Origin of the sequence: Pantoea sp. Ft-CA_14 (genome assembly GCF_024520875.1) — a bacterium.
Lineage (GTDB): Bacteria > Pseudomonadota > Gammaproteobacteria > Enterobacterales > Enterobacteriaceae > Pantoea > Pantoea agglomerans.
The window spans coordinates 115,788-136,647 of the sequence record NZ_JALNPM010000002.1; the positions used below are offsets into that span (position 1 = coordinate 115,788).

A 20,860-nucleotide genomic window follows, 5' to 3' on the forward strand; every position below is an offset into this window, starting at 1 on the left:
TGGACGTTGTAACTATGGAGGCACAACATGACGCGCTACGACTTAGTGGCTGATATGCATCAATGTGTAAATGACCTGGAACTGGCGCTGGGTGAATTGCGTCAGCAGATTGAAGCGCAGCCTCTGCTGATCGCCCGCGTCTTCAGCCTGCCGCCGGTGGTTAAAGGTCGCGAACATGAAGCGATCACCCGGATTGCCGTCGAGCAGCATCTCGGGGAGAGCGCGTTAAAGATGGCGCTTGACCACTACTGCCGCCTGTTTATGCAGCATCAGTCAGAACAGCTGAGCACCAAGGCTGCCGTGCGCTTGCCTGGCGCGCTCTGTATCGAATGCGACGCGCAGCAGGAGGCGGAGATCGGCTCGCTGGTCGACGTCATCAATCAGTTGAAAGCACGGCTGGAGCAGCTGATTACGGTGGACTCTGGCCTGCCGAGTGAGGCGCGTTTTGAGTTCGTCCACCAGCATTTGCGCGGACTGATCACCCTGAATGCCTATCGCACTATCACCCTTCTGAGCGCACCGGATAGCCTGCGTTTCGGCTGGGCCAACAAGCACATTATCAAGAATCTCAAGCGCGAAGAGGTAATCGCCCAGCTGGAAAAAAGCCTGAAGTCGGGACGTGCAAAAGCGCCGTGGTCACGTGAACAGTGGGCGGAAAAAGTGCAGGAGGAGCTGGCAAGCGTGCGCGCCCTGCCCGCCTCGGCACGGCTGAAAATCAAGCGCCCGGTGAAAGTTCAGCCGGTTGCCCGCGTCTGGCGCGCGGATGAACAAAAACAGACTCAGCTGGCCTGTCCTTCTCCGATTCTGGTTATCTGTCGCGATCGCAGCCAGGTTCCGGTTCTGGGTGAATTGCTTAACTACGATGCCGATAATATTAACCATCGTTATAAACCTGCTGCAGAACCGCTGAATCTTTTAATCCCCAGACTGCATCTGTGGGTCGATTGTCCGATATAAATAAAAAAGGCCAGCATTCGCTGGCCTCTGACTCACTCAAACCTTACGACTTCATGCTGCCGACCATCTCTTCCGGCCGTACCCAGGCATCAAACTCCTCTTCGGTAAGATAACCCAGCTTCAGCGCCGAGCCTTTCAGCGTCAGCCCCTCTTTGTGCGCCTTCTTGGCAATTTCTGCCGCTTTGTCATAGCCAATATGGGTATTCAGCGCCGTCACCAGCATCAGCGATTCGTTAAGCAGTTGATCGATGCGCTCACGCACCGGCTCAATGCCGACCGCGCAGTGATGATTAAAGCTATCCATGCCATCCGCCAGCAGGCGAATTGATTGCAGGAAGTTATGGATTACCATCGGACGGAACACGTTAAGCTCAAAGTTACCGGATGCGCCGCCCATGTTGATCGCCACATCGTTACCCATCACCTGACAGCAGAGCATGGTCATCGCTTCGCACTGTGTCGGGTTAACTTTACCCGGCATGATGGAGCTGCCTGGCTCATTTTCCGGGATGGCGATTTCGCCGATGCCGCAACGCGGGCCGGAAGAGAGCCAGCGCACGTCGTTCGCGATTTTCATCAGCGAGGCGGCCAGCCCTTTCAGCGCGCCATGCGCATGCACCAGCGCATCACAGGTTGCCAGCGCCTCAAACTTGTTTGGCGCAGTGACAAACGGCTGCTGCGTGAGATCGGCCAGCGCCTTCGCCACGCGCACCGCATATTCCGGATGGGTGTTCAGGCCCGTACCTACTGCCGTGCCGCCCAGCGCCAGTTCCGCCACGTGCGGAATGCTCTGCTCAATATGCTTCAGGTTATGCTCCAGCATCGCCACCCAGCCGGAAATCTCCTGGCCCAGGGTCAGCGGCGTGGCATCCTGCAGGTGAGTACGGCCAATCTTGACGATATCTTTGAAGGCGTCGGACTTCTGGCTCAACGTCTTTTTCAGTACCTGAATCTGAGGGATCAGCTGTTCGCGCAAGGCGATAACGGCGGCAACGTGCATCGCCGTCGGGAAGACATCGTTGGAGCTCTGGCTCTTGTTCACATCATCATTGGGATGAACCAGCCGCGCCATACCACGCTCGCCGCCGAGGATTTCACTGGCGCGGTTCGCCAGCACTTCATTCATGTTCATATTGGTCTGGGTGCCGGAACCGGTCTGCCAGATCGCCAGCGGGAATTCATCCGCATGCTTGTCAGCCAGCACCTCATCGGCCGCGCTGACAATCGCCTCGGCGCGGTCAGCGGGCAGCAGTCCCAGATCGCGGTTAACGCTGGCCGCGGCGCGCTTGGTCAATGCCAGTGCATGCACCAGCGCGGTCGGCATTTTTTCGGTTGAGATGCGGAAGTGTTCCAGTGAGCGCTGTGTCTGCGCGCCCCACAGTTTGTCTGCCGGTACGTCGATGGGGCCCATTGAATCTTTCTCAATGCGATTGGCTGCCATGAATACGTCTCCTTCATCTGGTTTTTAAAAGAATGACCGCCCGGTACGTCATTACGATCGACTGCCGGGCGGTCAGGATAGTAATACACAATAATTTAACATTATCAGAGCTTAGCGTCCTTTTGCGCTGGAGATGTATTTTTACCGGCAGTTTCTGCTTTAATACTGGCAATAATTTCCCGTGATAAAGGGTTATACAATGCAAAAAATGAACAATACGCTGCAAAACTACGCATGGGGCAGCAAAACTGCGTTGACTGAGCTTTACGGAATCGCCAATCCACAGGGACTGCCGATGGCGGAACTCTGGATGGGCGCACATCCGAAAAGCCCCTCCACCGTGATTGACCAGGGCAGCGAGCGTTCGCTGCGTGACGTGATTGATGCCGCGCCTGCCGCCATGCTGGGCGAAGCGGTAGCACAGCGTTTTGGTGAACTGCCCTTCCTGTTCAAAGTGTTGTCTGCCGATCAGCCGCTGTCGATTCAGGTCCATCCCAGCAAACGCGCGGCAGAAGTGGGCTTTGCCCGTGAGAATGCGGCGGGTATTCCGCTGACGGCTGCTGAGCGTAATTATAAAGATGCCAACCACAAGCCGGAGCTGGTCTACGCGCTGACGCCCTTCCAGGCGATGAATGGCTTTCGCACCCTGACGGAGATGGTCTCACTGCTTGAGCCGGTTGCGGGCGCACATCCACAGATAGCCCATTTTCTGCAGCATCCCGATCAGGATACGCTGGCCGCGCTCTTCTCTACCCTGCTGTCACTGGAGGGTGAGGCGAAATCGCTGGCGCTGGGCATCCTGAAATCCGCGGTTGATGCACAACAGGGTGAGCCGTGGCAGACCATTCGCATGATTGCGGCAGAGTATCCTGACGACAGCGGCCTGTTTTCGCCGCTACTGCTGAACGTAATCACGCTGCAACCGGGCGAGGCGATGTTCCTCTATGCGGAGACCCCGCACGCTTATCTGAAAGGCGTGGCGCTGGAGGTGATGGCAAACTCCGATAACGTGTTGCGGGCCGGGTTAACCCCGAAATATATCGATATCGCCGAGCTGATGGCGAACCTGAAGTTTGAAGAGAAGCCAGCCAGCACCCTGCTCACCGAGCCAGAGCAACAGGGCAACGCGCTGCGCTTCCCGATTCCGGTGGAGGATTTTGCCTTTGCCATTCATACCCTGAACGCAGAGCCACAGCCGCTGGCGCAGCAGAGCGCCGCAGTGCTGTTCTGCATTGAAGGCCAGACGGTGATCGCCAAAGGCGAGCAGCAGATAACGCTGAAACCAGGTGAATCCTGCTTCATTGCCGCCAGCGAATCCCCCGTAACGGTCGCAGGCACGGGCCGACTGGCGCGGGTATTTAACGACTTAGGGTGAAGCGGCTGACGGAGTGCCTGTTAACTGCTATTATTTCAACCTATTAGCTTTTAAACGCCTGCGGGCGTTTTTCTTCAGTCGCTGGGGTAAACCTGCGGCATAAGCGGACTCAAGGATAAGGACGAATCAGCAATGAAAAAGACCAATGTTGCCGTAGGTGTCATCATCGCACTGGGCGTAGTCTGGACTGGCGCGGCATGGTTCACCGGCAAGCAGATTGAAAGCCACAGGGATGAGCTGGTGCAGAACGCCAATGCCCAGCTGAATGCTTATGCCCCTAACAGCCGACTGAAGATCAGCTATCAGGACTATCAGCGCGGCGTGTTCAGCAGCAAAGTGAATCTGGTGATTCAGGCCAACTCGCAGACGGAAGATAATCCCCTGCTGAAACCAGGCCAGAGCATCATCCTGAACGAAACCATCGATCATGGCCCTTTCCCGTTTGCTCAGCTGAAGCATTTTAATCTGATCCCGAGCATGGCGTCGGTTCATACCGAACTGGCTAACACCGATGCGGTGAAAAAGCTGTTTGAGCTGACCGGCAACAAGTCGCTGATTAACGCCGATACCCGTATCGGCTACAGCGGTGCCACCGATACGGCGCTGCGCGTTCTGCCGGTTGATTATCAGAATGCGCAAAGCGGCGAGCGTCTTGCCACCAATGGGGGCACCTTCAACGTCAGCGCGGATAACAAAGGCGACAAAGTGTCGCTGGACAGTGATGTTGATAGCCTCGCGCTGACCAGTAAAAATGAGATGGGCCAGCCGGTGCTGTTCACCATTAATGGTCTGAAGCTGAGCGGTAACACCCATCTCAGCCCGGAAGGCGTTCGTATTGGCGACCAGTCAGTGGATATTGAGAAGGTCAATGCCAGCATCAATGGTCAGGACGCCCTGACGCTGCACAAAATGAAAGGCACCTCCTCTTTCGATAACAGCGCCGGTAAGATTGGCGGCAATATCGACTACAAAGTTGAAGGCATTCAGCTGCAGAAGCAGGATTTTGGTCAGGCAGCGCTGAAGATGAAACTGTCACAGTTTGATGCGCAGGCGGTAAAAGCCTTCTCCGATCGTTACAACGCGCAGATGCAGGAACTGCTTAGCCAGCCTGGCGTCGCGGAAGATCCTATCCGCTACCAGGCGGGTGTGCATCAGATTCTGATGAGCAACCTGCCGATGCTGCTGAAGGGCTCACCTGCGATCAGTATCTCCCCGCTGAGCTGGAAAAATGATAAAGGTGAAAGCACCTTTAACCTGAACGCTAATTTCAACGATCCCTCTGCGGTGACCGGCGAAGCCCAGACACTCAGCGCCATGGTTGATCGGGTACTGAAGAGCCTGGACAGCAAGCTGGTCATCAATATGCCAATGGCGACCGAAACCATGCATAAAGTGGGACTGGCTGAAGGATATCAGGCCGATGACGCACAGAAGCTGGCAGATCAGCAGGTGAAAGGACTGGCGGCGATGGGTCAGATGTTCCGCCTGACCCAGCAGCAGGACAACAATATCGTCACCAGCCTGCAGTATACCAACGGTCAGGTGAACATGAACGGCGACAAAATGACGCTGGAGCAGTTCCTCTCCCGCTATATGCTGGGTATGCCGACCAGCGAAGGGATGCCGCAGTAATTTTCCTCTGTTCCTTTAAAGGCGACCTCCGGGTCGCCTTTTTTATGCCGAGCCGCGAATAACCAGCTGCGGCGGCATAATCACGTTCTGCCGGGCGGCATCGGGTTGCGCTATCCGTTGCAGGATACGCTCAGCTGCCACACGGCCAATCTCCCGGGCTGAACTGGTGACAAACGTCAGCGGCGGATCGGTCAGTTCCGCCTGCGGTTCATCGCCAAAGCCCATCAGAGCCAGTTGCTGATCGTAATAGCTGTCGACTGCACCCCGGGCGAACGTTCGCCCGGTGCGCAACAGCCCAAAATAGCATCCCAGCGCGGTAGTGGCGTTATAGGCCAGCACGGCAGTCAGCCGCGGATGGTGCTGAAACAGCTGTACCGCCGCGTCAGCCGCCTCTTTTTGCGTGTTACCGCATTCAATAATCCACTCAGGCCGGAACGGCAGCCCATATTGCAGCAGTGTGGCGCAATAGCCGCCAAGACGTTCTGCCCGGGTCAGTGATGCGCTATGGCCGCCCAGCCAGGCAATGCGCTGATGCCCCTGACGAATCAGGTATTCTGTGGCCAGACGCGCAGCCTGAGCATTATCGGGGCGGATAGCGTCTACCTCCTCCAGGCTACTGGCGCGCGCGGCACAGACTAAGGCCATATTCACCTCTCTGGCCCGCGTCACAATCTGACTGGCCTTATCGGCACCGCCTCCCAGCACCACGCCATCCACTCCCTGAGCGACCAGTGACTCAAAGCAGCGATGCAGATGCTGTCCCTGGGCGCCGCTCTGCGTCAGGAACAGCAATTTGCCCTGCTTCTCCAGCGCTTCACTCAGACCTGCCGTCATTTCGGCATAAAATGGCTGGCTGAGATCGCGGACGATCAAGCCAATCACGCCACTCTCACCCCCGCGCAGCATGGTTGCCGAACGGTTACGCACGAAACCGAGTTGCTCAATGGCCTCGTTCACGCGCGCCATGGTGGCCGCAGAGATCCGTCCTTTGCCGGATAACACCAGCGATACCGTAGTCACCGACACGCCCGCCGCCGCCGCAACATCATTGATGGTGATTTTACTCATCAGATTACTCAACTGAACTACAGCATTAGAAAACAAGGTAAAACGTTACACCTTATGACGTCAGAATTATATCGTCCATGACCTGAAGAGTGTGATTCAGCGCGCATAAGATCCAGGTAAAACGTTTTATCATCTCGCCACTTCACTCAGTGGTCCGTTTATCCAGGAGCGTTCATGTCACCCTCTCACCAAAAAATGTCCGTCTGGGAATTTTTCCAGAGTCTGGGGAAAACCTTTATGCTGCCGGTTGCCCTGCTTTCCTTCTGCGGCATCATGCTCGGGATTGGCAGTTCGCTGAGCAGTCGTGATGTCCTGACCCTGTTACCTGTGCTGGATCACCCCTGGCTGCAATATCTGTTTCTCTGGATGGCCAAACTCGGATCTTTCGCCTTTAGCTATCTGCCGGTGATGTTCGCCATTGCAATTCCGCTGGGTATGGCGCGCGAGAACAAGGGCGTGGCAGCGTTTGCCGGCTTTGTGGGGTATGCCGTGCTAAACCTCAGCATCAACTTCTGGCTCAATATCCACGGCATTCTGCCAACCACTGATGCCGCCGTGCTGAAAGCTAACAACGTTCAGCCGATCCTGGGGATCCCGTCGATCGATACCGGCATTCTGGGCGCGGTCATTGTGGGTATTGTGGTGTTCTGGCTGCATGAGCGCTTTCATAATATCCGACTGCCCGATGCGCTGGCTTTCTTTGGCGGCACCCGGTTTGTGCCAATTATCACCACGCTGGTGATTGGTTTACTGGGACTGGTCGTCCCGCTGATCTGGCCTTTTTTCGCACGGGGCATCACCGGATTAGGCTGGATGATTAACAGCGCGGGTGATTTCGGCCCGATGATTTTTGGTACCGGCGAACGTCTGCTGCTGCCGTTTGGCCTGCAGCATATTCTGGTCGCCATCATGCGCTTTACCGATGCAGGCGGCACACTGGATGTGTGTGGCAAGAGCGTAAGCGGTGCCTTAACCATTTTCCAGGCGCAGCTCGCCTGCCCGGAAACCCACGGTTTTGCTGAAAGCGCGACCCGCTTTCTGTCACAGGGTAAAATGCCTGCCTTCCTCGGTGGCCTGCCAGGTGCCGCCCTGGCCATCTATCACTGCGCCCGCCCGGAGAATCGCCATAAGATCAAAGGTCTGTTGATCTCCGGCGTGGTGGCCTGCGTGGTTGGCGGCACCACCGAACCCATCGAATTCCTGTTTCTGTTTGTCGCCCCGTTCCTCTATCTGATCCACGCCCTGCTGACCGGCGTTGGCTTCAGCATCATGGCGATACTGGGCGTCACTATCGGCAATACAGACGGCAATATCATCGACTTTGTGGTGTTTGGTGTGCTGCACGGGCTGTCGACTAAATGGTACTGGGTGCCCGTTGTCGCAGCGATATGGTTTGTTGGTTACTACCTGATTTTCCGATTCGCCATTCTGCACTTCAATATCAAAACACCGGGCCGCGAAGTGGAAAGTGCCAGTGCGGTTGCGCAGCAGGTCAGCAATGCCGGTAAAGGCAAATCTGGCTATAACTCACCGGCTATTCTGGCGGCACTTGGCGGCGTGGAGAATATTACCTCGCTGGATAATTGTCTGACGCGTCTGCGTCTGACCCTGGCGGATATGAGTAAAGTGGATGATGCGGCGCTGAAAGCCAACGGCGCGATAGGTGTAGTCCATCTTAATCAGACCAGCCTGCAGGTGGTTATTGGTCCACAGGTGCAGTCGGTGAAAGATGAACTGTCACACCTGATGAATGTCCCTGCCTGAAGTGCCGGAGCCGATAATGTTTAACTTTGACGAAGTCATCGATCGCCGCGGCAGCTGGTCGACCCAGTGGGATTTCGTGGCTGACCGCTTTGGCGTCCCCGATCTGCTGCCGTTTACCATTTCGGATATGGACTTCAGAACTGCGCCAGCGGTTCAGCAGGCGCTGGCGCAGCGCGTAGCACACGGCGTGTTGGGTTACAGTCGCTGGCAGCATGACGATTTTCTTTCCGCCTGCTGCTACTGGATGTCCAGCCGTTTCGGCTACCAGCCCGATGCTGACACGCTGGTTTATGGACCCTCGGTGATCTATATGGTGGCGCAGATGCTGCGCCGCTGGAGCTACCCGGATGATGAAGTGGTACTCCACACCCCCGCCTACGATGCTTTTTATAAAACGGTACGCGGCAATCAGCGACAGGTGCTGGAGATGCCGCTGCAGCGGGATAACGGTAGCTGGCGATGTGATATGGCCGCGCTGGAGACGCGCCTGGCGCGCCCGCGCTGCAAAATCCTGTTGCTCTGCAGCCCGCACAATCCCACCGGCAAAGTGTGGACAGCAGCTGAGCTGCAACAGATGGCGGCGCTCTGCGATCGTCACGGCGTGCGGGTGATCAGCGATGAAATCCATATGGATATGATTATGGGTAATCAGCCCCATACTCCGTGGGCCAGCGTGGCGCGCAGTGACTGGGCGCTGTTTACCTCGGCGTCGAAAAGCTTCAACGTGCCAGGCCTGACCGGTGCGTGGGGAATTATCCCGGATGCGGCAGACAGAGCCGCCTGGTTTCAGGCGCTGAAAAATGCTGACGGCCTTTCTTCTCCGGCCGTGCTGGCCGTCACGGCACACGTTGCGGCTTACCGTCAGGGCGCACCCTGGCTGGATGCGTTACGCAGCTATCTTTATAATAATTTCACACTGGTTGCCGATCGCCTTAACGCTGAGTTTCCCGCACTGAACTGGCACATTCCCGAGGCGACCTATCTCGCCTGGCTCGATATCAATCCGCTGGGCATTCGAGAAGAGGCCCTTCAACAGGCGCTGATCCAGCAACGGGTCGCAATGATGCCCGGCTCGACCTACGGTGATGCAGGCAAAGGGTTTTTGCGTCTTAACGTTGGCTGTCCGCGCAGCAAAGTTGATGAGGGCGTTTCACGCCTGATTGCGGCGATCCATCAGTTGCAGAAGTGATATTAACCGGCGAGGCAACCATTGCTCGCCGGTTATGCGTAATTAAGCAGCATCCGGCGCGGCTGTTGCGCAAATAGCTGGCGCTGTTGCGCAAGATATTTTTATAATGCTCTGCACTTCACCGACAACTGAGCGAGTGCGCCATGATTGATTCTAAAATTCCTCTGACTGATATTCACCGCCACCTTGATGGCAACATCCGTGCACAAACCATTCTCGATTTAGGTCGCCAGTTTAACCTCGCCCTGCCTGCTTCCACGCTGGAAACGCTGCGTCCGCATGTGCAGGTCGGCCAGAATGAACCTGATTTGGTGAGCTTCCTGCAGAAGCTAGACTGGGGTGTGAAAGTGCTGGGTGATCTGGATGCCTGCCGCCGGATCGCGCAGGAGAATGTGGAAGATGCCGCCCGCGCGGGCATTCACTATGCTGAACTGCGTTTTTCCCCTGGTTATATGGCGATGACCCACAATCTGCCGATTGCCGGTGTGGTTGAAGCGGTAATTGAGGGCGTGCGCGCAGGCCGTCAGCAGCACGATATCGACGTGCGCCTGATCGGTATTATGAGCCGTACCTTTGGCGAAGACGCCTGCCTCAGCGAGCTGGAAGGTTTGCTTGCCCATCGCGATCACATCACCGCGGTCGATCTGGCGGGTGATGAGCTGGGCTTCCCGGGCAGCGAGTTCCTGAGCCACTTTAACCAGGCGCGCGATGCCGGTTTCCGCGTGACCGTCCATGCGGGCGAAGCGGCCGGACCCGAGAGCATCTGGCAGGCGATTCGGGAGCTGGGTGCAGAACGTATCGGTCACGGCGTGAAAGCGATTGAAGATCGCGCGCTGATGGATTTCCTGGCGGAGCACCATATTGGTATTGAATCCTGCCTGACCTCCAATATCCAGACCAGCACCGTGCCATCACTGGCGCAGCATCCGCTGAAGACCTTCCTGGAGCATGGCATTCTGGCGACGATCAATACGGATGATCCGGCGGTTCAGGGCATTGAACTGGCGCATGAGTATCATCACGCCGCTCCGGCTGCCGGTCTGAGCGTGGCGCAGATCCGTCAGGCGCAGGAAAATGGTCTGACGATTGCGTTCCTTAGCGAAGCAGAGAAAGCGGCTCTTCGCGCACGGGTGCAGTAATCCTGAAGAGTAGCGACAAAAAACGGGCCGGATATCCGGCCCGTTTCGCTTTTTTACTTATTGCGTTTTAAGCACCGACCGATTAAACGCGCTTCAGCGACATCGTCTGGCGTTTCTCGGCGGATTGCAGACCTAACTCGATCAGCTCCATCACCTGAATCGCCTCTTCAGCTGTCACCGGATTGTTACCACGTCCGGCAATCGCATCGCGGATACCCGCATAGTAAGCGGGATAGTTGCCTGGCTGGGTCAGCTGGGTTGTTTCGGTCAGGGAATCTCCGTCAACCAGCGTCAGAGTGCCATCACGCATGTCATAGCCCCAGTCTTCCTGCGGCGGGAAGTCACCTGACTTCAGGCGATCTTCCTGCGGATCAAGACCATATTTGACGTAACTGCCGCGCGTGCCGTGGACGGTATAACGGGCAGATTCTGCCGCTACCAGCATGCTGGCGTGCAGCACGACACGGCGCTGCGGATAAGTCAGCGTCGCGTGGAAGTAGTCGGTAGTCTGCGCGCCCGGACGCATCTCGGCCAGATCAACCGTGATAGCGACCGGCGGGCCAAACAGCTGCAGCGCCTGGTCCAGCAGATGCGGCCCCAGGTCATACCAGATTCCGCTGCCTGCGCCTTTCATTTCACGCCAGCGATTACGCACTTCCAGACGGAAGCGGTCAAAGTGCGATTCGAAGTAGCGCACTTCACCCAGCGTACCGGCCTCAATCAGCGATTTCAGCGTCAGGAAGTCACTGTCCCAGCGGCGGTTGTGGAACACCGACAGCAGCAGCCCTTTGGCTTTCGCCAGCGCATCCAGTTCACGTGCCTGTGACAACGTCACGGTGAACGGCTTATCGACTACCACATGTTTACCGGCGTTCAGCGCTGCTTTTGCCAGCGGGAAGTGCGTGTCGTTGGGGGTAGGAATAACGATCAGTTGCAGCGTCGGGTCGTCCAGCAGCGCCTGAGGGTCGGCCACTACCTTAACGGCGGGCCAGTCGGCGTGGACTTTGCTGGCGTCGCTACTGGAAATGGCTGCCAGTTCGACGTCTGGCGTCCCCGCAATCAGCGGGGCGTGAAACGTTTTACTGGCAAAACCGTAGCCGATCAGACCAACACGTAATTTATCGCTCATTTGGATTCCTCTCAGAGCCTGATTGACCAGACTCTTAGTTGATAACCTGATTGATTTAAGACTATTAACCAAATGACGACAAGCCGGAATTCCCCGAAAAAACTAAGAGATAGCACTTCGCGCCAGCGGCCAGGCGGTCTGAGCGGCCAGGCTGTCGTGCGCATCCTGATTACGGCGGCGGAAGTCGCTGGGACTGACGCCGACCCGCTTGCGGAACACCCGCGAGAAGTAGAGCTGATCGTCATAGCCCACTTCACGTCCTACCGAGGCGATCGGCTCCTGGGTGGTCTGCAGCAGCAGTTTCGCGCGGATTACACGCTGATCTTCACGCCAGCGCAGCAGGTTCACGCCCATCTGCTCGCGGAACAGGTGCGCCAGCCGCGACGGTGACAGACAGACGTGGCGCGCCACCTCTTCAATCTTAACCTCACTGGCGAGATGGTTGGTGACGTACTGGCAGGCTTCAATCACGCGTGGATCGCGAATTAACTGATGGCTGCGTGGATCTTCTTCAACGGCGCGCAGCAGCAGCCGTTCCAGCAGGTTCATCGCCAGCTCTTCTGCAAAGCGACGGCCCGAATTGTGGGTCTGTTCGATACTGGCAAACAGGCGATCAAATTCGCCGCGCAGCGATTCAGGCAGCAGCAGTCGTCCCACGCCCTCCTGCTCATCCTGCCAGCGTAGCCAGTCGTGCCAGTAGGCGCGCGGACGGAAATAGACCCAGCGGTGAAACCACTGCGGGCTGTCCGGCGCGCGACCATAATAGTGAGCCGTTTTCGGCTGAAACAGCAGCATTTCGCCAGGTTCGCAGTCAAATGCCCGCTCGCCGTCAAATACCCGCCCTTTACCTTTGATAGTGAGATTCAGAATGTAACCTTTCATGCCGTGCGGGCGATCGATAAAGAAATCGAGCGGACCATCGGCGGTGATCGGCGTCAGCCCCGCCACCAGCCAGGCATTGAATGAATAGCCCGGCAACAAGGGGTTTTGCTGCTCGGCCGGTAATTCGCGGTGATACATAGCGTCCTCACTCAGTCTGTTATTGTTCGGATAGCCCGCAGAGGCTTCTGCCTCTGCGGACCAACGGCTCGCTCAATCAGGCTTTTTTCTGTTTGTAACGGTCAAAAATCACCGCAGCTAACAGTATCAGACCGCGTACCACATACTGTGAGAATGGCGAGATATTCAATAAATTCATCGCATTCTCTACCGTGCCGAGGATCAGCACCCCTGCCACCACATAGGAGATTTTACCGATGCCGCCCTTCAGCGAAACGCCACCCAGCACGCAGGCAGAAATCACCACCAGCTCATAGCCGATGGAGGTCATTGGCTGGCCGCTGGTCATACGTGACGCCAGAATGATGCCCGCCGCCGCTGAAACCAGACCGGAGAGGATAAAGATGATGATGCGGGTGCGCACCACCGGCACACCGGCCAGACGTGCGGCTTCTTCATTGCCGCCAATTGCCAGGGTGTTACGGCCAAAGGTGGTTTTGTTGAGCAGGAAGCCGAAGATCAGCATGGTGGCCAGAGTCAGCCAGATGGGCGCAGGCACGCCAAGCCAGTTGGCAAAGCCCAGTTCAAAGAAGCGCTCATCTTCGATACCGACCGCTTTACCGTCAGAGAAGATATAGGCCAGCCCGCGGACAATCTGCATGGTCGCCAGCGTGGTGATCAGCGCATTGATCTTGAGGCGGGCAATCACAAAGCCGTTGATAAAGCCGGTGATCATACCGAGTACCAGACCGGCACCCACGCCAATCCACAGGCTTTCGGTCATATTAATCACCACGGCGGTAACTACACCCGCACAGGCGATGACGGAAGCGACCGACAGGTCAAAATCACCGGAAGCCAGACAGAACAGCATGCCGCAGGCGACCATGCCGGACATCGACATTGCCAGCCCTAAGCCTTTCATATTGATAAACGAGCCGAAGTTCGGCACAAAGATCGCACAGACAATAAACAGCAGTGCAAATACCACCAGCATGCCGAAGTTGTCCCAGATGCGACCTAACTGCAGGCCGCCGCGTGAAGCGGGCTGCGGCGTATTTGAGGTCGTGGATGAAGCCATGATGATCTCCTGTCAGGCCACGGCGGCCGCTTGAGTGGTTTTGGGCATCGCCAGGCTCAGCGTCTGCTGTTCCGTGGCGTCGTCGTGTAGCAGTTCACCGGCAATGGCACCTTCGCGCATCACCACGATGCGATCGGCCAGGCCCATCACTTCCGGTAAATCGCTGGAGGCGAACAGCACTGCAATGCCCCGGTTCGCCAGCTGATAAATCAGGTTATAGATTTCATGTTTGGCACCGACATCGATACCGCGCGTTGGCTCATCCAGCAGGATCACCTTCATATCCTCTGACAGCCAGCGTCCCAGAATCGCCTTCTGCTGGTTGCCGCCGGAAAGGTTCATGATCAGCTGATCGGCGCTGGGCGTTTTGATGTTCAGCGAGCGGATATGGCTGTCGGCATTTTTATTTTCCCAGCCGTTTTTAATCAGGCAGCCCGCAGTAAGGTTATGACGACGGGCGCTGATGTTGATGTTGTCGCGCACCGAATGCACCGGAATAATGCCCTCGGCTTTGCGATCTTCCGGGCAGAGCATGATGCCCGCACGGATGGCATCGATCGGCTCCCGCAGCGGCAGCGGTTTGCCGTCCAGAATCACCTGACCGCCGCGCAGACGCGTGCCGCCAAACAGCCCTTTCAGCAGTTCACTGCGACCGGCACCGACCAGGCCAAACAGGCCGACGATTTCACCGGCATGGACTTTCAGCGAAATCGGCGTCCGCACGCCCTTCGCTTCGACCTTGTCCAGCTCCAGCCGTACCGCGCCTTTGGCACGCGGTGAATAGCCATAGATATCCCCGAGGTTTCGTCCCACCATCGCCTGCACCAGATCGTCGTGATGGGTGTTGGCCATATCGGTAAACGTCCGCACGTAGCGGCCATCTTTAAAGACGGTGATGGCATCGCTGAGGGCGAAGATCTCCTCCATGCGGTGTGAAACGTAGAGCACCACCCGGCCCTCCTCACGGAGCTGACGGATGACGCGGAACAGGTTGTCGATTTCACGCGCTGAAAGTGAGCTGGTTGGCTCATCAAAGGCGATAATACGCGCGTTACGCGCCAGCGCTTTGGCAATCTCCACCATCTGCCACTGCCCCAGCGACAGATATTTCAGCGGCATATCGGGATCGATATCCATGCCGAGATTTTTCAGTTGCAGGCCCGCCTCAAAACGCATCAGCTTACGGTTGACCAGCCCATGTTTGTGCGGGATCTGACCGAGATAGATGTTCTCTGCCACGCTCATTTCCGGCACCAGATGCAGTTCCTGGTAAATAATGGCGACGCCCGCGTCCAGCGCATCGGTGGTGCGCTGAAAGCTCATCGGCTGGCCTTTAATACGAATCTCACCGCCGCTCGGCTGATAACTGCCGCTGAGTATTTTTAACAGCGTCGATTTGCCTGCGCCGTTCTCGCCCATCAGAGCATGGACTTCACCGCCACGGCAGTCGAAGGAGATATCCTGCAACGCTTTGACGCCAGGGAAGGTTTTACTGATGCCATGAAACGACAGAAATGCTGAATCAGTGTTCATGTTTTTCCTCACTCTTTCGCGCCACCGGCCGGTTATGGCGGGCGGCGCGAAATTGGCTATTAAGGATGCCAGGCGACAAACTGCCTGGCAGGCTCAGGGTTACATCAGTCCTTTTTTCGCCAGTTCAGTTTTGAAGTTGTCACGGGTGATCAGCACCACATCGGTAACTTCGGTGAATTTCGGTGGCTCTTCACCTTTGCTGACCCAGTTGTAGAGCATCTGGCTGCTTTTGTAGCCGTGGATATCCGGGCTTGGCAGCAGCGAGCCGTAGAAGCCGGTCGCCTTCTCTTTCGACAGTTCACTGATGGCATCCACGCCGTTGATGCCGATACCGATGACGTCAGCGGCTTTAAAGCCCTGACCTTCGGTCGCGCGCACGCCGCCCAGCACGGTGTTGTCGTTCATGCCGACAATCAGCCAGTGTTTGACTTCAGGATGCTGAACCAGCAGAGAGTTACCGGCGTCGAACGCGCCAGGGATGTCGTTAGATTTGGTCGGGACCTGGTAGATCTGCGCTGCCGGGAAGCCAGCGGCTTTGATGGCGTCCATGGAGCCGCCGGTACGACGACGAGCAGTGTCGAGTTCGTTAGCGGTAATCGCCATCACGCCGGTGGTTTTCACATCCCAGCCGCGTTTCTGCATCTCTTTATAGAGTTCCTGACCCTGACGCTCACCAATTTTGGTCGCAGCCATCATCACCAGCGGCACGGTATCCATTGGTTTGCCTTTGGCGGTGACGAACTGGTCATCGACCGCGATGACTTTCAGACCGTAGCCACGCGCTTTTGCCATGATGGCAGAGCCGAGTTTCGGATCGGGCGTACAGATAACAAAACCTTTCGCGCCGTTAGCCGCCAGGCTGTCGATGGCATTCAGGGTTTTTTCACCATCCGGCACGGCAATTTTAATGACATCAAAGCCAAGATCTTTGCCCGCTTTGTCGGCGAATTTCCATTCAGTCTGGAACCAGGGTTCTTCTGGTTGCTTGACTAAGAATCCCAGCTTCATGGTCTCGGCGATAGCGGATTGTGACATAACCGCTGCCAGGCCGATGGCCGCGAACGCTTTAGTGAATTTATGCATGATGCTCTCCGGTACCAGGTTATTTTTCGCTGCTAATAACGAATCGGTGTAAACGCTACCAGTTTGTTTTGTTTTGTGGGTACAGCCATAAATCAGTGCGTTAGGCTGGCATGTGCTGACAGACTGTCCAGACGCTGGGCTAGTTTTAGCGGTATTAGCGAAGAAAAATGTAGAGCGGTATCACATCTTAAAATCACGACAAAATGATCCATATATTCAGCAAATTTAACCGGACCTTAACTTTTGCAATGGATCACAAAATCACTGCCGATGACAGAAAAGTGCATATTGTCAGCCAGCGATGACTAACTGATTTGGCGCGCCGAACCCAGGATACAGGAGTTAACTAACTACAGGAGATTCCGATGCGTGCTGGAGCCATCACCCTTGGGCTGGACTTTGGTAGTGATTCGGTGCGTGCGCTGGCCGTGGATTGTCATAGCGGCAAAGAGCTGCAGAGTGCGGTGTTCAGCTATCCGCGCTGGCAACAGGGCTTATACAGCGATCCGCACACTAACCGTTTTCGTCACCATCCACAGGATTACATCGACGCCATGGAGCAGGCACTGCTCGGCGTGCTGAATGCACTGAGTGAAGATCAGCGCAACGCCGTGGTCGGCATTGGTGTTGACAGCACCGGTTCGACCCCTGCCCCTATTGACCGCGACGGCAACGTGCTGGCGCTGCGTCCGGAGTTCGCCGACAACCCCAATGCGATGTTTGTGTTGTGGAAAGATCACACCGCTATAGAAGAAGCGGAAGAGATCAATCAGCTGTGCCACAGCGGCCGCTTCCTGGATTACAGCCGCTATATTGGCGGGATTTACTCCTCTGAGTGGTTCTGGGCGAAGATTCTGCACGTGTCGCGTGAAGATGCGGCCGTGCGTGACGCCGCTGTCTCCTGGGTCGAACTGTGCGACTGGGTGCCAGCCCTGTTAAGCGGCACCACCGCACCTGACAAATTGCGCCGCGGCCGCTGTGCGGCCGGGCACAAGGCGCTGTGGCACGGCGACTGGAACGGCCTGCCCGATGTGGATTTTCTCAATGCGCTGGACCCGCTGTTAACGCAACAGCTCGACTCTCCCCTGTTTACCGATACCTGGACCGCTGATCTGCCTGTCGGCACGCTTAGCCCTGAATGGGCGCAGCGTCTTGGCCTGACGCAAACCGTGACGCTTTCGGGTGGCGCATTTGACTGCCATATGGGCGCGGTCGGTGGCGGTGCCAAACCCTATACCCTGGTGAAAGTGATCGGCACCTCGACCTGCGACATCCTGATTGCAGATAGTGAAAAGGTCGGCGATCGCGACATCAAAGGCATCTGTGGTCAGGTCGATGGCAGCGTAATGCCAGGCGCTATCGGGCTGGAGGCGGGTCAGTCTGCCTTTGGTGATATCTACGCCTGGTTCAGCCGTTTACTGGGCTGGCCGCTGCAGCTGGCGGCGCAGCAGCATCCGGAGCTGAAGCCTCAGCTGGCTGAGATGCAAAAGAGTCTGATTAAAGATCTGACCGAGGCCTGGGCCGCAAACCCGCAGCTCGACCATCTGCCGGTGGTGCTGGACTGGTTTAACGGTCGCCGCACGCCAAATGCTAATCAGCGGCTGAAAGGGGTGATTACCGACCTCAATCTGGGCACCGATGCCCCCGCCCTGTTTGGTGGTCTGGTCGCCGCCACCGCATTTGGTGCACGCGCAATTATGGAGTGCTTCGAGCAACAGCAGATCCCGGTCGAGAGCATTCTGACCCTGGGCGGCATCGCGCGGAAATCCCCGGCGATTATGCAGGCCTGCTGCGATGTGATGAACCGCCCACTGGATATCGTCGCTTCTGACGAGTGCTGTGCGCTGGGTGCGGCCATTTTCGCCGCCGTCGCCGCCGGTGTGCATGCCAGCGTTCCCGACGCCCAGCAGGTGATGGCCAGCCCGATTGCCGTGACGCTGCAGCCCGATCCGGCGCGCGTCGCACGCTATCAACAACTTTATCAACGCTATCAACAATGGTGCGTGGCGGCTGAACCGCAATACGCCGCACGCCCCGCTTCCGCTAAGAGCCTATCTCAGCAGGCGTAATGTTGCAGGCAGTCTGGACACGGACAGCGCGGAACAATCCGTAGTACACGGAGTACGTGAGGATGACTCGCTACGCTCGCTCTTTCAGGGCCGCCCTGACGGGCGTTCAGGTTGCTAAAGCAGCCTGTGTGAGCACTGCCCAGGTTCAGACTGACAAATAAAATAGCCTATTGAGGTAGGCTCAAAGTAAAGGAGTGATTTTATGGAACAGTCAAACAGCTACAGCGTGTGGTTTGTCATCGGCACGCAGCACCTCTACGGGGCGGAGACGTTACGCCAGGTTGAACAGAATGCACGTCAGGTGGTAGAGGGTTTAAATCAGGCCGGTTTACCGCTGCGTCTGGAGCTGAAACCGCTGGTTAAGTCACCGGATGAAGCGCTGGCTCTGTGTCGCGACGCCAATTATGACAAGGAGTGCGTCGGTATTATTACCTGGCTGCACACCTTCTCCCCGGCCAAAATGTGGATCGGTGGTCTGAGCGTGCTGAATAAGCCGCTGCTGCAATTCCATACCCAGTTCAATGCGGAGATTCCGTGGGACAGCATGGACATGGACTTTATGAACCTGAACCAGACCGCACACGGCGGCCGCGAGTTCGGTTTCATCGGCGCCCGTATGGGCCTGCAGCACAGCGTGGTGACCGGTCACTGGCAGGATAGCGCCAGCCAGCAGCGCCTCGGCAACTGGATGCGTGCAGCACTGACAAAACAGGCCAGTCAGCAGCTGAAAGTCGCGCGTTTTGGCGACAACATGCGTGAAGTGGCCGTGACCGAAGGCGATAAAGTCGCCGCGCAGATTCAGTTCGGTTATTCGGTGAATGGCTGGGGCGTCGGCGATCTGGTTGAGGTGATCAATGGCGTCAGCGATGGCGACGTGAATGCGCTGGTCGATGAATATGAAAGCCTTTATCGCTTTACCGATGTTGCCGCTTCCGGCGGCGAAAAGCGTCAGAACGTGCTGGATGCCGCGCGCATCGAGCTGGGTCTGAAGCGTTTCCTGGAAGCAGAAGGCTGCCACGCTTTCACCACCAACTTCCAGACGCTGCATGGCATGACGCAGTTGCCAGGTCTGGCGGTTCAGCGTCTGATGGGTCAGGGCTATGGCTTCGCAGGTGAAGGTGACTGGAAGACCGCTGCGCTGCTGCGCATTTTCAAAGTGCTGGCAGGCGATCGCAAAGGTGGCACCTCCTTTATGGAGGATTACACCTATCACTTCTCACCCGGTAACGATCTGGTTCTCGGCTCGCATATGCTGGAGGTCTGCCCGTCGATTGCCATTGAAGAGAAGCCATTGATCGATGTGCAGTTCCTGGGCATTGGTGATAAAGCCGATCCGGCGCGCATGATTTTCTCAACGCCAGCGGGTCGCGCGATTAACGCCAGCGTAATTGATATGGGTGATCGTTTCCGTCTGCTGGTTAACGTGGTGGATGCTATCGAACAGCCGAAACCGCTGCCGAAGTTGCCGGTTGCGCGCGCACTGTGGAAAGCCCAGCCGTCACTGGCAACGGCATCCGAAGCGTGGATTCTGGGCGGCGGCGCGCACCATACGGTGTTCAGCCAGGCGCTGACGCTGGATGATATGTATCTGTACGGTGAGATGAACGACATTGAAGTGCTGGTGATTGATGAGCACACGCGTTTACCTGCGTTTAAAGACGCACTGCGCTGGAACGAAGCGTATTACCGTTTGAAACGTTAATAACTAAAGGGCGCTGTTCGATTTTTTAATTAGCAGCGCTCTTAAGTAAGTTAATGAAACGGCCGACGCAGGATTATGCGGCATCGTTTTTTAATAAATACTGTGCTATTCAGTCGGGAATTGAAAATCCCATGCGGCGAACACCTTAATTCACTGCTCGTTATCTACCCCTTATTAATACTTTCTCGCATGTTTTTAAAAGCAATGATCAAGCCCAACCGGGAAGGAATGGTATGCCTGAAAAGCAAAGCGTCCGTGCCAGGAATGGCGCGGCCGATCCGCATGGATGCGGGAATCCTTTGCGATCAGGCATACCTTTCCTGACCTTTCTCATCAGCCAACAGCAATTTGTATTAATCCACCATCAATAGAAATATCCACTGTCCTGCTTCTTAAAGCGATGCATCAGCCCAACCGGGAAAGAAAGGTATGCCTGAAAAACAAAGCGTCCGTGCCAGGGATGGCGCGGCCGATCCGCATGGATGCGGGAATCCTTTGCGATCAGGCATACCTTTCCTGACCTCTCTCATCAGCCAACAGCAATTTGTATTAATCCGCCATCAATAGAAATATCCACTGTCCTGCTTCTTAAAGCGATGCATCAGCCCAACCGGGAAGGAAAGGTATGCCTGAAGAGCAAAGCGTCCGCGCCAGGGATGGCGCGGCCGATCCGCATGGATGCGGGAATCCTTTGCGATC

General features: G+C 56.5%; 15 protein-coding genes. 8 read left to right on the top strand and 7 right to left on the bottom strand.

Going from position 1 to position 20,860, the window contains the following annotated elements; translation table 11 throughout:
• Nucleotides 1-27: 27 nt before the first annotated feature.
• Nucleotides 28-957 (top strand): DNA replication terminus site-binding protein, encoded by a 930-nt coding sequence (gene tus / locus NR195_RS03745; RefSeq protein ID WP_010670093.1) that lies wholly within the window; start codon nt 28-30, stop codon nt 955-957.
• 43 nt (nt 958-1,000) lie between these two features.
• Here the strand turns inward: tus and fumC are convergent, their stop codons facing one another.
• On the bottom strand, nt 1,001-2,398 hold the full coding sequence (fumC, locus tag NR195_RS03750; protein ID WP_010245332.1) for a class II fumarate hydratase: 1,398 nt from the start codon (nt 2,396-2,398) through the stop codon (nt 1,001-1,003).
• Between the two features lie 199 nt (nt 2,399-2,597).
• Between fumC and manA the strand changes: the two genes are divergently transcribed.
• On the top strand, nt 2,598-3,773 hold the full coding sequence (gene manA, locus NR195_RS03755) for a mannose-6-phosphate isomerase (protein ID WP_163762965.1): 1,176 nt from the start codon (nt 2,598-2,600) through the stop codon (nt 3,771-3,773).
• A gap of 132 nt (nt 3,774-3,905) precedes the next feature.
• The gene (locus NR195_RS03760; RefSeq protein ID WP_089414209.1) at nt 3,906-5,405 is read left to right on the top strand and encodes a YdgA family protein; all 1,500 of its coding nucleotides are present in this window, start codon (nt 3,906-3,908) and stop codon (nt 5,403-5,405) included.
• 42 nt (nt 5,406-5,447) lie between these two features.
• On the opposite strand, the gene malI is transcribed toward NR195_RS03760, so the two are convergent.
• Entirely contained in the window at nt 5,448-6,473 is a 1,026-nt protein-coding gene (gene malI, locus NR195_RS03765; protein ID WP_033779241.1) for a Mal regulon transcriptional regulator MalI, read from the bottom strand.
• Nucleotides 6,474-6,647: 174 nt separating this feature from the next.
• Between malI and malX the strand changes: the two genes are divergently transcribed.
• The 3 genes from malX to add all read left to right on the top strand — a co-directional run bounded on the left by malX (nt 6,648) and on the right by add (nt 10,565).
• Entirely contained in the window at nt 6,648-8,237 is a 1,590-nt protein-coding gene (gene malX / locus NR195_RS03770) for a maltose/glucose-specific PTS transporter subunit IIBC (RefSeq protein WP_010670088.1), read from the top strand.
• 16 nt (nt 8,238-8,253) lie between these two features.
• Nucleotides 8,254-9,426 (top strand): MalY/PatB family protein, encoded by a 1,173-nt coding sequence (locus tag NR195_RS03775; RefSeq protein WP_256844143.1) that lies wholly within the window; start codon nt 8,254-8,256, stop codon nt 9,424-9,426.
• Nucleotides 9,427-9,569: 143 nt separating this feature from the next.
• Nucleotides 9,570-10,565 carry an adenosine deaminase gene (gene add / locus NR195_RS03780; RefSeq protein ID WP_256844144.1) on the top strand — a complete coding sequence of 332 codons (996 nt, stop codon included), beginning with the start codon at nt 9,570-9,572 and terminating at the stop codon, nt 10,563-10,565.
• Between the two features lie 82 nt (nt 10,566-10,647).
• Here the strand turns inward: add and NR195_RS03785 are convergent, their stop codons facing one another.
• The 5 genes from NR195_RS03785 to NR195_RS03805 all read right to left on the bottom strand — a co-directional run bounded on the left by NR195_RS03785 (nt 10,648) and on the right by NR195_RS03805 (nt 16,390).
• Entirely contained in the window at nt 10,648-11,694 is a 1,047-nt protein-coding gene (locus NR195_RS03785; RefSeq protein WP_099257446.1) for an oxidoreductase, read from the bottom strand.
• Nucleotides 11,695-11,796: 102 nt separating this feature from the next.
• Nucleotides 11,797-12,714, bottom strand: coding sequence for an arabinose operon transcriptional regulator AraC (gene araC, locus NR195_RS03790; protein WP_003853440.1), 918 nt, complete (start codon nt 12,712-12,714; stop codon nt 11,797-11,799).
• A gap of 76 nt (nt 12,715-12,790) precedes the next feature.
• On the bottom strand, nt 12,791-13,774 hold the full coding sequence (araH, locus tag NR195_RS03795) for an L-arabinose ABC transporter permease AraH (RefSeq protein WP_010245363.1): 984 nt from the start codon (nt 13,772-13,774) through the stop codon (nt 12,791-12,793).
• A gap of 12 nt (nt 13,775-13,786) precedes the next feature.
• Entirely contained in the window at nt 13,787-15,307 is a 1,521-nt protein-coding gene (araG, locus tag NR195_RS03800) for an L-arabinose ABC transporter ATP-binding protein AraG (RefSeq protein WP_010245364.1), read from the bottom strand.
• Between the two features lie 99 nt (nt 15,308-15,406).
• Nucleotides 15,407-16,390 carry an arabinose ABC transporter substrate-binding protein gene (locus tag NR195_RS03805; protein ID WP_010245365.1) on the bottom strand — a complete coding sequence of 328 codons (984 nt, stop codon included), beginning with the start codon at nt 16,388-16,390 and terminating at the stop codon, nt 15,407-15,409.
• A 365-nt stretch (nt 16,391-16,755) separates the two neighbouring features.
• Between NR195_RS03805 and NR195_RS03810 the strand changes: the two genes are divergently transcribed.
• Both NR195_RS03810 and araA read left to right on the top strand, forming a co-directional pair.
• On the top strand, nt 16,756-18,459 hold the full coding sequence (locus tag NR195_RS03810) for a ribulokinase (protein WP_033757547.1): 1,704 nt from the start codon (nt 16,756-16,758) through the stop codon (nt 18,457-18,459).
• 202 nt (nt 18,460-18,661) lie between these two features.
• On the top strand, nt 18,662-20,161 hold the full coding sequence (gene araA / locus NR195_RS03815; RefSeq protein ID WP_010670082.1) for an L-arabinose isomerase: 1,500 nt from the start codon (nt 18,662-18,664) through the stop codon (nt 20,159-20,161).
• The last annotated feature ends 699 nt before the right edge of the window (nt 20,162-20,860 follow it).